The following is a 13,361-nucleotide window of genomic DNA, read 5'->3' on the forward strand; positions in this document are numbered from 1 at the left end:
CTCCGCCGACATTGCGAGGAGTTCGCGACAAAATTGCGTAGCAATTTTGCGCCGATGCGACGAGGTATCCAGACTGTCTCGGAAGATGCATTTCCGGATTGCTTCGCTTCGCTCGCAATGACGGTGGAGAGAGCCTACGCTAACACCCCCACCACCGCGCCCATCAAGCACGTGGTCAGCGTCCCCGATACGATCGACTTCAGCCCCAGCACGTTGATCTCCTCGCGCCGTTCCGGTGCCATCACGCCCAGGCCGCCGATCATGATGCCGAGGCTGGCGAAGTTGGCGAAGCCGCACATCGCGTAGAGCATGATCAGGCGCGAGCGCGGATCGAGCGCGTCGGCTGGCAGCTTCGAGAAGTCGACATAGGCGATCAATTCGTTGAGCACGGTCTTGGTGCCCATCAGGCTGCCGGCGGTGATCGCCTGATCCCATGGCAGCCCCATCAACCAGCATACCGGCGCCATGACGAGGCCAAGCACGCGCTGCAGCGAGATCGCGGCGCCGCCGATATCAGGCAAGAGGCCAAGCATGGCATTGACCAGATAGACCAGCGCCACCAGCACCAGGAGCATGGCGACGATATTGAGCAACAATTCGAGGCCGCCGGTGGTGCCCTTGACGATGGCGTCCATCGTGCTGGACACGTTCATCTCGGGATCTTCCAGTGCGCCGCCGGTGCGCTTGTCGGATATCTCGGGCACCATGATCAGGCTGACGAGGATCGCGGCCGGTGCGCCCAGCACCGAGGCGATGACGAAGTGCGCGGCTGCGTCGGGGATGAGCGGGGCCAGGAGCGTCGCATAGAGCACCAGCACCGTGCCGGCGATGCCGGCCATGCCGCCGGTCATCACCAGGAACAATTCGCTGCGGGTCATCTGCGCCAGATACGGCCGCACGAACAGCGGAGCCTCGACCATGCCGAGGAAGATGTTGGCGGCGGTCGAGAGGCCCACGGCGCCGCCGACCCCTGACGTACGTTCGAGCAGCCAGGCCATGCCGCGCACGATCGGTGGCAGCACCCGCCAATAGAACAGTAGCGTCGTCAGCACGCTCATGACCAGCACGATCGGCAATGCCTGGAACGCCAGGATGAAATCCGCGCCCGGCACCTTCAGATCGAACGGAAGGGGGCCGCCGCCGACATAGCCGAACACGAAGGCGGAGCCGGCGCGCGAGGCCGCCGAGATCGCGCCGACCGCATCATTGATGGTGCCGAAGGCATGGGCGACGACCGGTAGCTTCAGCAGCACGACCGCGGTGACGAAGGTTACGACGAGGCCGATCGCGGCCTGGCGCAGCGAGACCGCGCGGCGATTCTCCGCCAGCGCGAAGGCGATCAGCAGCAATGCGAAAATGCCGAGTGCCGATTGCAACCGAAGCATGATGTCCCCAAACCCCCAATGATTATGGCCGCGTGTGCATTGCAAAGGCAATGCCGGGGGGCCACGGAAGTGGCTCGTTGTTGACAAGCGGGCAAGCCTCAGCCACGCGGAGGCCCATCAAGATCAGGGCCAGACCGTCCGAGGTGACCGAAGAGGCGATGCCAGAGCAGGCAATATCCGACAATCTGCCGGTCAGCGCCGGCGCGCTGCTCGGCCACCGCGCCTTCCTGTTCTTCCTGCTCTCCCGCAGCCTGTCGCGCTTTTCCAGCCAGATCGCGGCGGTTGCAATCGGCTGGCAGATCTACGACCTCACCGGCTCGGCATTCGACCTCGGCATGGTCGGCCTCGTGCAGTTCCTGCCCACGGCGCTCCTGGTATTCGTCGCTGGACATGCAGCCGACCGCTACGAGCGCAAGCGCGTGGTCCAGCTCTGCCAGCTCGTGGAGGCCGCGACCGCGCTCTATCTCGCAACCATCACTTATCTCGGCGCGGTCGGCGAGGTGCAGATCTTCATCGCGACCTTCGTGCTCGGCATTGCCGGCGCGTTCGAGAGCCCGACAACAGCGGCGTTGCTGCCGTTGATCGCGCCGCAAGGATCGCTGCAGCGCGCCACGGCCATCTCCAGCGGCGCGGCGCAGGTCGCGACCATCACCGGGCCGGCGCTCGGCGGCCTTGCTTATGCGGTCGCCCCGCATCTCGCCTATGCCGTGATGGTGCTGTTCTGGGTTTTGGGGATGATTTTGACTGGCTTCATCCGCCCGCGCCCGCAAGCGATCGCAAAGGCGGCGACGAACTCGGACAATATCTTTGCCGGCGTCCGCTTCATCCGCGGCAACCCCGCGATCCTGGGCACCATCTCGCTCGATCTCTTCGCAGTGCTGTTCGGCGGCGTCACCGCGCTGTTGCCGATCTATGCCCGCGATATCCTTCAGACCGGCCCGGTCGGGCTCGGCGTGCTCCGTGCCGCACCTGCGGTCGGTGCGCTCCTGATGACCATGGTGCTGGCGCGCCACGCCATCTCGCGGCATGTGGGCTTGCGCATGTTCCAGGCGGTGATCGTGTTCGGCCTCGCCACGATCGTGTTCGCGCTGTCGCCATGGATGTGGCTATCGGTGCTGTCGCTCGCCGTTTTGGGCGCAGCCGATACGATCAGCGTCGTGATCCGCTTCTCGCTGGTGCAGCTGTCCACTCCCGACGAGATGCGTGGCCGGGTCGGTGCGGTGAATTTCCTCTTCATCAACGCCTCGAACCAGCTCGGCCAGTTCGAGAGTGGCCTCACGGCCGCCCTGTTCGGCGCCATGCCCGCCGCCGTGCTGGGCGGCGTCTGCACGGTTGCCGTGGCGCTGCTCTGGATGAAGCTGTTTCCGAGCCTGCGGCAGGTCGAGAGCTTGGAGTAGGGCAGCTGCACCAAGCCTGAGGGCGGCCGATATTGCGGCGCCCAGTCAAAGAATGTCAAAAGAGTATCGGTTGGGCATCTGAATCGTGGTGGCGGCAGCGGCAGCCACCCGATACGATTCCAGCAATAGCTAGAGCTGAGCAAACTCAGCCATCGGCGAGGCCAGGCGTTCATAGACTGGCCGGCCCAGGAGGGAACGGATATGGAACCAGACCTGGAAGTTGTCCAGATACGGCGCGGTGAGTCGTTCAAGGCTTGGTCGCACGGGTATCCCTTCCACACGGTCAGGTGGCATTTCCATCCGGAATACGAGATCCATCAGGTCGTGGCAACGAGCGGGCGCTACTTTGTCGGCGATTTCATCGGCCAATTCGAGCCGGGAAATCTCGTGCTCACCGGTCCAAACCTGCCGCACAATTGGGTGAGCGATCTGCCGGCGGACGTCGCCATCCCGCTGCGCGGCCGTATCATCCAGTTCAGCGAAGAATTCATAGGCGATACGATGAAGCTCATGCCCGAGCTCTCGGGCCTCGGTGCGCTGTTGGAATCCTCCCGGCGCGGCGTGCTTTTCTCAGGCGACACAAGTAAGGAGCTCGCCCCGCTGATGGAGGAGATCGTGGCGGCCAAGGGCGTGCGTCGGATCGAGCTGTTCATGATGATCCTGGGGACGCTCTGCCGCGCCCGGGGTGCACTGCCGCTCTCCAGCCCAAACTATTTGCCCGACCCATCCGGCTACATGTCGGCTGGAATGAACAAGGCGCTCGCCTTCATCCGCGAGAACCTGACGCAGCCGTTCGGCGAAGCAGATCTCGCGACGATCGCCGGCCAGTCGCAAAGCGGGTTTTCGCGCTCGTTCCGCCGCCACACGGGGATGTCGCTGGTGCAATACGTCAAGAGGCTCCGCATCAATCTGGCCTGCCAAATTCTGATGAGCGACGAACACGCGCCCATCACCGACATCTGCTACCAGGTCGGCTTCAACAATCTCTCCAATTTCAATCGTCAGTTTCTGGCCGAAAAGGGCATGCCGCCCTCGCGCTTCAGACGATTGCTGGCCGACAACATCAACGCGGCACGCGCCGCCTAACTGGGAGGAGCAAGGGAGGAGGACGATTGCGGGAAGAATGACGTGGGCGCGCCGATGGCAGCCTGCGAAGGAGATTGCTTGTCCGGAAATTCCGCGTGGCTTCGGAGGATATCGGCGCTGACCGCCGTTGCCGCCCGGCTGCGGAAGCAGGGAAGGCGTGTCTCCTAGAGATCAATGAGTAGCACTCTAACACCCAGTTTCGGAAAGGGAAGTCCGGATGACGAAACTCTTGTTCAAGACCACGGGCACAGCCGCGCTCGTCCTGTCGCTGCTCGGCGCAACAGCCCTGTTCTCGCAGGCCGCGGAGGTGAAGGACGCGACTGTTGCCTTCCTCATGCCCGACCAGGCCTCCACCCGCTACGAACAGCATGACTATCCAGGTTTTGCTGCCGAGATGAAGAAACTCTGCCCGAGCTGCAAGGTCATCTACCAGAATGCCAGTGCGGACGCCGCGCGTCAGCAGCAGCAATTCAACTCGGTGATCTCGCAGGGCGCCAAGGTCATCGTGCTCGATCCGGTCGACTCGACCGCCGCAGCTTCGCTGGTCAAGATGGCACAGTCCCAGGGTATCAAGGTTATTGCGTATGACCGCCCGATTCCCGACGCCAAGGCCGACTTCTACGTCTCCTTCGACAATGAAGGCATCGGCAAGGCGATCTCCGAATCGCTGGTCAAGCACCTGAAAGACGCCAAAGTCACAGCCAAGGAGGGCGAAGGGGTGCTCGAGATCAATGGATCGCCCACGGACGCCGCCGCAGGCCTAATCAAAAAGGGCATTCACGCGGGCCTCGAGAAGAGCGGCTATCCAATCCTTGCCGAATACGACACGCCGGACTGGGCGCCGCCCAAGGCGCAGCAGTGGGCAAGTGGCCAGGTCACCCGCTTCGGCAAGAAGATTCTCGGCGTCGTCGCCGCTAATGATGGTACGGCCGGTGGCGCGATTGCCGCTCTCAAGGCCGCCGGTGTCGATCCGCTGCCTCCTGTGACGGGCAACGATGCGACGATTGCCGCGCTTCAGCTCATCATCGCTGGCGATCAGTACAATACGATCTCCAAACCCAGCGAGATCGTAGCAGGTGCCGCAGCCCAGGCGGCGATAGAATTCCTCTCGGGCGGTACGCCCAAGGCGGAAACCACTCTCTTTAATACGCCGTCGAAGCTGTTCATTCCGGCGGTCGTGACCGAGCAGAACCTGAAGGCGGAGATCATCGACAAGAAGATTCAGACCGCCGATCAGCTCTGCACGGGCAGATATGCCGCAGGATGCAAGAAGCTCGGCATCACGCAGTAAGCGAAGTAGTATCCCGGCCGCTCACCGCGGCCGGGATGAACGAAGGGAAGGCGGACACGGAAATGTCCACGATCTCGGATGTCGATCAACCGCAACAGAGGCCAGGCGAACTGGTCCTGAGCCTTCGCGGCATTTCCAAGAATTTCGGCGCGGTGTCCGCCCTGACAGACGTCGATCTTGACGTTCACGCCGGCGAGGTCGTGGCGCTTGTCGGCGACAACGGCGCCGGCAAATCCACGCTGGTGAAGATCCTTGCCGGTGTGCACCAGCCCACCTCGGGGACAATCGCCTTCGATGGCGAACATGTCGTCCTGCCTGATCCGGCCACGGCGCTGGGTCTGGGTATCGCCACAGTGTTCCAGGACCTGGCGCTTTGCGAGAATCTTGACGTGGTCGCCAACATCTTCCTGGGGCGCGAGCTCAATCCCGCGCGGCTCGATGAGGTTTCGATGGAGGTCCGGGCCTGGACCTTGCTCAACGAACTGTCGGCGCGCATTCCAAGCGTGCGTGATCCCGTTGCGTCGCTCTCCGGCGGGCAGCGCCAGACCGTGGCCATCGCGCGCTCACTGCTGACCGAGCCGAAGCTTATCTTGCTCGACGAGCCGACCGCCGCGCTCGGCGTCGCCCAGACCGCGGAGGTGCTTGACCTGATCGAGCGTGTGCGTGCCCGCGGTCTCGGCGTTATCGTGATCAGCCACAACATGGAGGACGTGCGCGCGGTTGCCGACCGGATCGTGGTGCTGCGCCTCGGCCGCAATAACGGCGAATTCGGACCCGACGTTTCCAACCAGGATCTCGTCACGGCCATCACGGGCGCCGACGAGAACTCGGTCTCCCGGCGTGCCAGCCGACGCCGCGCGCAGCAGTCGCGGGAGGTGCGGCCATGACCGATAACACGCAGCGGGTTTCGACCATGCCGTTGCTGGACCGCCGCGACGAGCGCGTGGCGCATGCGGACACGATCGGCAGCACGATCGGCGCCTTTGTCGATCGCGTGCGGTCGGGCGACCTCGGCTCCCTGCCGGTGGTGGTCGGGCTGCTGATCATCTGCACCGCATTCCAGAGCCTGAACCCGGTCTTCCTGGCGCCTGACAATCTGGTCAATCTGCTGTTCGACTGCTCCACAGTGGGCGTCATCTCGCTTGGCATCGTCTGTATCCTGATGGTCGGCGAAATCGACCTCTCGGTTGGCTCGGTGAGCGGGTTCTCCTCCGCGCTGGTTGGCGTGCTGTGGGTCAACCAGGACTGGCCCGTGGCGGTGGCGATCGTCGCAGCGCTGGCGTTCGGTGCCGCCATCGGCGCGCTCTATGCCGTCTTGTTCAACCGCCTTGGCATGCCGAGCTTCGTCTCGACGCTGGCCGGCCTGCTGGCATGGCTCGGCCTGCAACTCTATCTGCTCGGCTCGTCCGGCTCGATCAACCTTCCTTACGGATCTCCGCTGGTCAATTTCGGACAGATGCTCGTGATGCCGCCGATCTTATCCTACGCGCTGGCGGCACTTGCTGGCGTGGTGGTATTCGCGACCGGCTACCGCATGGCCGCGCGCCGACGCGCGGCGGGACTGTCAGCAAGCTCGCTCGGCCGCCTTCTGCTGAAGGGTGCGCTGGTCGTCGTCGTGCTCGAATTCATTGTCTACTATCTCAATCTCGCTCGCGGCGTTCCGTGGATGTTCGGCCTGTTCGTCGGCTTGTGCGTGGTCATGAACTACGCGCTGAAGCGGACGAAATGGGGCCGCTCAATGAGCGCGGTCGGGGGCAATCGCGAGGCGGCCCGTCGCGCCGGCATCAACGTTCGCCGGATCCACATGAGCGCCTTCATGCTGTGCTCCACGCTGGCAGCCGCCGGCGGTATCCTTGCCGCCGCGCGGCTGGCATCTTCCAGCCAGCAGGCCGGCACGGGAGATGTGAACCTCAACGCCATTGCCGCGGCGGTCATCGGCGGCACCAGCCTGTTTGGCGGCCGCGGCAGCGCCTATTCGGCACTGCTCGGAATCATCGTCATCCAGTCGATCGCCAGCGGCCTTACGCTGCTCGATCTCTCCTCTTCGCTTCGGTACATGATCACGGGTGCGGTGCTTGCCGTCGCGGTCATCGTCGATTCGCTGGCACGCCGCTCCCGCGTCTCCCATGGCCGAGCCTAGACAACTCCAACAAGAGGGACCGACCGTGGGCCAGGAACTTGCAGGAAAGGTTGCCGCTATTACCGGCGCTGCTTCGGGCATTGGTCTCGAATGCGCCAGGACGATGATCACAGCCGGTGCGCGCGTGGTGCTGGTCGACCGCGCCGAGGATGCGCTGAACAGCGTCTGCCTCGAACTGGGCGACCAGGCGATTCCGTTGTGCATCGACCTTACCGATCAGGCAAGCATGGCGGGCATGATGCCGCAGGTGCTGGAAAAGGCCGGCCGGCTGGACATTTTCCATGCGAATGCCGGAGCCTACATTGGAGGCGAGGTGCTCGACGGCGATCCTGACGCTTGGGACCGAATGCTCAACCTCAACGTCAACGCGCTGTTCCGCTCGATCCACGCGGTGCTGCCACATATGGTGGAGCGCAAGAGCGGTGACATCATCGTCACCAGTTCGATCGCCGGTCTCGTCCCCGTCGTCTGGGAGCCGATCTACACCGCCTCGAAACATGCCGTGCAGGCTTTTGTCCATACCGTGCGTCGGCAGGTCGCGAAATATGGCCTACGCGTCGGCGCCGTGGCGCCCGGCCCGGTCGTGACCGCGCTCATCAGCGATTGGCCGAAGGAGAAGCTCGAGCAGGAAATGGCGGCCGGTGGCCTGATCCAGCCGACAGAAGTTGCGCAGGCAGTGCTCTTCATGTTGACCCGCCCGCGAAATGTCACGATCCGCGACCTCGTCATCCTGCCGCAGAGCAACGATCTGTAACGATTCTGCCTGCGATCTGAACGCTGCGTCATGGTGAGGGACTTCGCGATGACTCGTCATTTTCTCGGCATCGACGTCGGCACGGGCAGTGCGAGAGCCGGGGTCTTCGATCGTTCTGGCAGACTTGTCTCCACCGACAAGGCCGACATCAGGCTTTGGCGGGAGGCTGGTGACATTGTCGAACAGTCGAGCGAGGACATATGGCGCGCCGTATGCCGCAGCGTGCGTGGCGCGGTCGGAAAGGCCGGCATCGCGCCGGACAGCATTGCCGGCATTGGCTTTGACGCGACCTGCTCGTTGGTGGTGCTGGGCATTGGCGGCGCTCCGCTTCCGGTCGGCCCGTCCGGCGATCCCGCCCGCAATGTCATCGTTTGGATGGATCACCGCGCGGTCGAGCAGGCGCGCCGGATCAACCGCACGGGCGCGAAGGTTCTCGACTATGTCGGGGGAGCGATCTCACCCGAGATGGAGACGCCGAAACTGTTGTGGCTCGCCGAGAACATGCCCGGCAGCTTTGCGGACGCCTGGCAGTTCATGGACCTGACTGATTTCCTCACCTGGCGTGCAACCGGAAGCCTTGCCCGCTCCACCTGCACCGTAACCTGCAAGTGGACCTATCTAGGCCACGAAAACCGCTGGGATTCCGACTTCTTCCGTTCCGTCGGTCTCGGGACGCTGGCGGACGAGCAGTTTTGCCGGATAGGCACCGAGATCGTGCCCGGCGGCACACGGCTTGCTGCGGGCCTGACATCGGAGGCAGCGACCGACCTTGGCCTGAAGTTTGGCACGCCTGTTGCGGCAGGCCTCATCGATGCGCATGCGGGCGGCGTCGGAACGGTGGGGGCTCGCGGAGCTGCGGGTACGGCGCTCACGCGCATGGCCTATGTGTTCGGAACGTCCGCCTGCACCATGTCGACCACGAAGAACCCCGTCTTCGTTCCCGGCGTTTGGGGGCCTTATTTTTCCGCCATGGTGCCGGGGCTGTGGCTCAATGAGGGCGGACAGTCAGTCGCTGGTGCAGCAATTGACCATCTCGTACAGATGCATCCGTATTCCGCACAGGCGACGGACGCGGCGCGTCTGGAGCAACGGACGCTCGCCGATTGGCTCGCCGCCCAGGTGGACGCGCGCGGAGGTGCAGAGATGGTTCGGGAATTGGTCGGCGAGCTTCATGTCGTGCCCGAATTTCTCGGCAACCGTGCGCCCTTCGCCGATCCAGATGCCCGTGCACTAATCGCTGGACTGGATATGCGTTCGGACCTGGAGAGTCTATTGGCCCTCTATCTTGCCGGCCTGTGCGGCCTTGGTTACGGCGCGCGGCAGATCGTGCACGCCCAGCAGGATAAGGGCATCGCCATCGATACGATCGTCGTCAGCGGTGGTGCGGCCCAGAGCCGCCTCGTGCGGCAAGTGCTCGCCGATACGACCGGCTTGACTGTTGCTGCCTCGGCATCTCCGGAGCCGGTGTTGCTCGGCTCAGCGATGCTCGGATCGGTCGCTTCGGGCGATCACGCCGATGTCAGCCAGGCGATGCGAGCAATGTCGGCTTTGGGAGAAATACATTCATCCTACGCGGCCTTGGCAAACTGGAATATCGAGCGTTTTGCAACCTTCGAGGCCTTGCAGAAGGTCGGCCGATCAATCCGAAGCCACTAGCTTGCTTTCGCGACGTGCGGACGGGCTCCGCTATTGCAGAAGCAGAGCAGGGATTCAGCACGCCGCTTGCCGAGCACAGATAGCAACCCCACGCGGCCTACTGTGCATGGGGTTGGTTTCAGTTTTGCCTCAGCCGCGTCCGACGAACGGCATCTTGGTCGCCATCACCGTCATGGTCAGCACGTTGGCGTCGAGCGGCAGGCTGGCCATGTAGGCCACGGCGTCGCCGACCGCCTTGGCGTCCATGCGCGGCTCGTGCTTGGTGGTGCCATCAGGCTGCAGCACGCCGGGGCCATTGACCATGCGATCGGTCATCGGCGTCGCCGCATTGCCGATGTCGACCTGGCCGACCGCGATGTCATACATGCGGCCGTCGAGGTTCGAGGCCTTGGTCAGGCCGGTGATGGCGTGCTTGGTCGAGGTATAAGCGGCCGAGAACGGCCGCGGCGCATGCGCCGAGATCGAGCCGTTGTTGATGATGCGGCCGCCGCGCGGGGTCTGGTCCTTCATGATGCGGAAGGCGTGCTGGGTGCACAGGAACGGGCCGGTGAGGTTGGTGTTCACCACCGCCTGCCACTGCTCGAGGCTGAGGTCCTCGAAGTTCACCGCCGGCGCGCCCATGCCGGCATTGTTGAAGAGCACGTCGAGCCGGCCATAGGTCTCCTTCACCTTGGCAAACAGCGCGGCGATGGAGTCCGGTCTGGTCATGTCGGCGGTGACGCACAGGCTCTTGCCAGCAGGGCCGAGCTTTGCCGTCTCCTCGAGCATGTCGAGCCGGCGCCCTGTGAGCACCACGGTGAAGCCGGTGTTCATCAGCGCCAGCGACGCTGCGCGCCCGACGCCGGTGCCGGCGCCCGTCACCAATGCGATCTTCTTCGCTTCACTCATCGTTTCCTGCCCTTTCTCTTGAGCTGTCAGGTTTTGGATTCTTTTTCATTCTTGTAGGGCGGACGCGGAATGTTCTGGTGCGCCGCCCGCAGCGCCGCCGACCAGCGCGAGCGCAAATCGTGGAAATAGGGCTCGCCCGCCTCGATGCGGTGATTCAGATCGGCCTCGCAGGCATCGTTCCGCACCACCAGTACGTCGATCGGCAGGCCGACGCCGAGGTTCGAACGCATGGTCGAGTCCATCGAGATCAGGCCGGTCTTCAGCGCCTCGTAGAGCTCGACGTCGTAATGCATGGCGCGGTCGAGCACCGGCTTGCCGTATTTGTGCTCGCCGATCTGCAGATAGGGCGTGTCGGTGGTGCATTCGATGAAATTGCCGGCAGTGTAGACCATGAACAGACGCATGCGCGCGCCCTTGATCTGGCCGCCGAACAGGAAGGAAACGTCGAACGACACGTCCTCTGATTTCAGCGCCGGCCCTTCGGTCGCATGCACCGCCCGGATCGCCCGGCCGATGCGCTGGGCGGCCTGGAACATGGTCGGCGCGTTCATCAGCGTCTCGACCTCGCCCGTGTTGGGATCCTCCAGGCCTTCGGTCAGGGTGGAGAGCACCGACTGGCTGATCGCGAGGTTGCCGGCGCTGGCGATCGCCATGATGCGCTCGCCGGGCTTGGAGAAGATGTGCAGCTTGCGGAAGGTCGAGACGTTGTCGAGGCCGGCATTGGTGCGGGTATCGGCGATCATCACCAGACCGTCTCGAACCAGGATTCCGCAGCAATAGGTCATTTCCAGTCCCCGACGCGAACGTTTGCGCGGAAGTACTAGCCAATTTCAGGGGCCGCTCCAACCCCCGATTCCCGGCGGTGACGGAGCTAGCTCTGTCGCTGCGATTGCGACTGCCCGCCGCGGCCGGCCTGCTCGACCTTCACGGCGACCGTCAGCGTTTCCGTGCCACCGCCATAGCGCGTGCCGCGCACCGGGGCCGCGCCGAGATAGTCGAGCCCGATCGCAACGCGAACATGGGCGTCGGTGGCGCAGATGCTGTTGGCGGGATCGAAGCCGACCCAGCCGAGATCGGGCACGTAAGCCTCCGCCCAGGCGTGCCCGGCGTCCTGATGCACCATGTCGTCTGCACGCAAGAAATGCCCGGAGACGAAGCGCGCCGGCACGCCACCGGCGCGGGCGCAGGCGATGAAGATGTGCGCGTAGTCCTGGCAGACCCCGCGCTTGAGCGCGAACGCCTCCGCCGCGGACGTGCCACTGTTGGTGGGGTCCTGATCGAACGTCATGTGATCGGCGATCTGCGTCATCAGCGTGTGCAGGAAGCCGAGCGTGTCGCTCTCGGCCTCGCTGCGCAACTGGCGCGCAACCGCCGCCATCGCCGGATTGACGGAGGTGAGGTCGGTGGAGCGCAGGAACATGCCGGCCGGGAAGCGCTCGTCAGTGCCGCGCAGCACACCGCCGGTGTCGTGGGTCTCGATCAGGCCCTCGGCCGTGATCTGGATGTCGGCGACAGGTCCGCAGGACAGCACGTGGGTGACGTTGCCGAACGCATCCTCATGCATGTCGAGCTTGGTGTCGGTGGAGACGTCGATCTGCCATTCCGCGACGTACTGCCCATCATGGCTGCCCGGCGTCATGCGCAGGATTTGGATCACGCTGGTGGCCGGCGGCTCGTAGCGATAGGTCGTGGTGTGCTGGATTCGCAGGCGCATGGTGGATTACTTGCTCCGTCATTCCGGGGCGATGCGCCAGCATCGAACCCGGAATCTCGAGATTCCGGGTTCGCCCTTCGGACGCCCCGGAATGACCGAAGGTCAGATCAAATACTGCTTCGTGATGATTTCGCCCAGCCTGGAATTGTCCGCGATGAATTCCTGAATGAATTCATGCACGCCATGCTGGAAAATGTCGTTCATATTGCTGTGTTCCAGCCGGTTGCGGATGCCGCGGGCGTGACGCTGGGCCGGGCCCTGGCGGCCATAGGCGACGCCGATCTGGTCGAGGTTGCGCACGAGGTTGCCGTAGCAGCTGGCGAGCGAGCGCGGCAGCGTGTCGTTGAGGATGAGCAAATCCGCAATCAGCCAGGGTTTCAGCGTCTCGCGATAGACCCAGTGATAGGCCGTCAGCGCCGAGACCGAGCGCAGGATCGAGCTCCACTGATAGAAATCGAGCGGACCGCCGACATGCTCCTCCTCGGGCAATAGCACGTGATACTTCACATCGAGAATGCGGGCGGTGTTGTCGGCGCGTTCCAGGTGCACACCCATCCGCGAGAACCAATAGGCGTCGTTGCGCAGCATGGTCCGGTAGGCCGAGCCGTCGAACCGCAGCGAGGTCTCCTGCACGAAGCGGAGGAATTTGGCGAGGTCCTCGCGCGTCGAGGTGCCCTTGCTCCAAACAGCCTGGAGCTCGATCCAAGCCGAGTTGATGGTATCCCACATCTCGCTGGTCAGCGCCGTGCGCACCGAGCGCGAGTTCAGCCGCGCCGCCTCGATGCAATTCCTGATCGAGGACGGGTTGTCCACCGAGAACGAGAGATAGTCGACGACGTTGTGCTCGTTGGCTTCCTCATAGGTCTGATAGAAGCTAGCGGCGACGCCGGCGGTGAGCAGCGCCGAGTCCCATTCGTTGGTCTTGCCGATATAGGCGGCGGGAAGCGCGGTGACGCGCAGCGTCGCATCGATGGTGCGCGCGAGATATTCGGCCCGTTCGACATAGCGGGCGAGCCAATAGAGGTTTTCGGCGGTACGCGACAGCATCTC

Annotated in this window: 12 protein-coding genes; 7 read left to right on the forward strand and 5 right to left on the reverse strand. The window is 63.8% G+C overall.

Annotation, left to right across the window (positions count from 1 at the left end):
- Nucleotides 1-134 precede the first annotated feature (134 nt).
- The gene (locus P6U29_RS16935) at nt 135-1,385 is read right to left on the reverse strand and encodes a NupC/NupG family nucleoside CNT transporter (RefSeq protein ID WP_407118621.1); all 1,251 of its coding nucleotides are present in this window, start codon (nt 1,383-1,385) and stop codon (nt 135-137) included.
- A 158-nt stretch (nt 1,386-1,543) separates the two neighbouring features.
- On the opposite strand from P6U29_RS16935, the gene P6U29_RS16940 reads away from it, so the two are divergent.
- From P6U29_RS16940 to P6U29_RS16970, 7 genes are all read left to right on the forward strand, one after another.
- On the forward strand, nt 1,544-2,782 hold the full coding sequence (locus P6U29_RS16940) for an MFS transporter (protein WP_407118622.1): 1,239 nt from the start codon (nt 1,544-1,546) through the stop codon (nt 2,780-2,782).
- 201 nt (nt 2,783-2,983) lie between these two features.
- On the forward strand, nt 2,984-3,868 hold the full coding sequence (locus P6U29_RS16945) for a helix-turn-helix domain-containing protein (protein WP_407118623.1): 885 nt from the start codon (nt 2,984-2,986) through the stop codon (nt 3,866-3,868).
- A 217-nt stretch (nt 3,869-4,085) separates the two neighbouring features.
- Nucleotides 4,086-5,159, forward strand: a complete 1,074-nt coding sequence (locus P6U29_RS16950) for a sugar ABC transporter substrate-binding protein (protein ID WP_407118624.1) — start codon at nt 4,086-4,088, stop codon at nt 5,157-5,159.
- Between the two features lie 62 nt (nt 5,160-5,221).
- A complete protein-coding gene (locus P6U29_RS16955) occupies nt 5,222-6,046 on the forward strand; it encodes an ATP-binding cassette domain-containing protein (protein WP_407118625.1) in 825 nt (274 codons plus the stop codon).
- Nucleotides 6,043-7,299: a sugar ABC transporter permease gene (locus P6U29_RS16960; RefSeq protein ID WP_407118626.1), complete on the forward strand. Its 1,257-nt coding sequence runs from the start codon at nt 6,043-6,045 to the stop codon at nt 7,297-7,299. Before P6U29_RS16955 ends, P6U29_RS16960 begins: the two co-directional genes overlap by 4 nt.
- Nucleotides 7,300-7,324: 25 nt before the next feature.
- On the forward strand, nt 7,325-8,053 hold the full coding sequence (locus P6U29_RS16965; protein ID WP_407118627.1) for an SDR family oxidoreductase: 729 nt from the start codon (nt 7,325-7,327) through the stop codon (nt 8,051-8,053).
- Nucleotides 8,054-8,101: 48 nt separating this feature from the next.
- Nucleotides 8,102-9,709 carry an FGGY-family carbohydrate kinase gene (locus P6U29_RS16970; protein ID WP_407118628.1) on the forward strand — a complete coding sequence of 536 codons (1,608 nt, stop codon included), beginning with the start codon at nt 8,102-8,104 and terminating at the stop codon, nt 9,707-9,709.
- 129 nt (nt 9,710-9,838) lie between these two features.
- On the opposite strand, the gene P6U29_RS16975 is transcribed toward P6U29_RS16970, so the two are convergent.
- The 4 genes from P6U29_RS16975 to P6U29_RS16990 all read right to left on the reverse strand — a co-directional run bounded on the left by P6U29_RS16975 (nt 9,839) and on the right by P6U29_RS16990 (nt 13,358).
- Nucleotides 9,839-10,597 carry an SDR family oxidoreductase gene (locus P6U29_RS16975; protein WP_407118629.1) on the reverse strand — a complete coding sequence of 253 codons (759 nt, stop codon included), beginning with the start codon at nt 10,595-10,597 and terminating at the stop codon, nt 9,839-9,841.
- A gap of 26 nt (nt 10,598-10,623) precedes the next feature.
- Nucleotides 10,624-11,382 (reverse strand): proteasome-type protease, encoded by a 759-nt coding sequence (locus P6U29_RS16980; RefSeq protein ID WP_122402565.1) that lies wholly within the window; start codon nt 11,380-11,382, stop codon nt 10,624-10,626.
- An 86-nt stretch (nt 11,383-11,468) separates the two neighbouring features.
- On the reverse strand, nt 11,469-12,311 hold the full coding sequence (locus tag P6U29_RS16985; protein WP_407118630.1) for a transglutaminase domain-containing protein: 843 nt from the start codon (nt 12,309-12,311) through the stop codon (nt 11,469-11,471).
- A 102-nt stretch (nt 12,312-12,413) separates the two neighbouring features.
- A complete protein-coding gene (locus tag P6U29_RS16990; RefSeq protein ID WP_407118631.1) occupies nt 12,414-13,358 on the reverse strand; it encodes an alpha-E domain-containing protein in 945 nt (314 codons plus the stop codon).
- Between the last annotated feature and the right edge of the window lie 3 nt (nt 13,359-13,361).

The sequence above is a fragment of the Bradyrhizobium sp. LMG 9283 genome (genome assembly GCF_045571415.1).
Classification (GTDB): Bacteria; Pseudomonadota; Alphaproteobacteria; order Rhizobiales; family Xanthobacteraceae; genus Bradyrhizobium.

Coding starts and splice junctions, on each gene's coding strand:
- P6U29_RS16935 (WP_407118621.1), bottom strand. CDS start 1,385: ATGCTTCGGTTGCAATCGGCACTCGGCATTTTCGCATTGCTGCTGATC.
- P6U29_RS16940 (WP_407118622.1), top strand. CDS start 1,544: ATGCCAGAGCAGGCAATATCCGACAATCTGCCGGTCAGCGCCGGCGCG.
- P6U29_RS16945 (WP_407118623.1), top strand. CDS start 2,984: ATGGAACCAGACCTGGAAGTTGTCCAGATACGGCGCGGTGAGTCGTTC.
- P6U29_RS16950 (WP_407118624.1), top strand. CDS start 4,086: ATGACGAAACTCTTGTTCAAGACCACGGGCACAGCCGCGCTCGTCCTG.
- P6U29_RS16955 (WP_407118625.1), top strand. CDS start 5,222: ATGTCCACGATCTCGGATGTCGATCAACCGCAACAGAGGCCAGGCGAA.
- P6U29_RS16960 (WP_407118626.1), top strand. CDS start 6,043: ATGACCGATAACACGCAGCGGGTTTCGACCATGCCGTTGCTGGACCGC.
- P6U29_RS16970 (WP_407118628.1), top strand. CDS start 8,102: ATGACTCGTCATTTTCTCGGCATCGACGTCGGCACGGGCAGTGCGAGA.
- P6U29_RS16975 (WP_407118629.1), bottom strand. CDS start 10,597: ATGAGTGAAGCGAAGAAGATCGCATTGGTGACGGGCGCCGGCACCGGC.
- P6U29_RS16980 (WP_122402565.1), bottom strand. CDS start 11,382: ATGACCTATTGCTGCGGAATCCTGGTTCGAGACGGTCTGGTGATGATC.
- P6U29_RS16985 (WP_407118630.1), bottom strand. CDS start 12,311: ATGCGCCTGCGAATCCAGCACACCACGACCTATCGCTACGAGCCGCCG.
- P6U29_RS16990 (WP_407118631.1), bottom strand. CDS start 13,358: ATGCTGTCGCGTACCGCCGAAAACCTCTATTGGCTCGCCCGCTATGTC.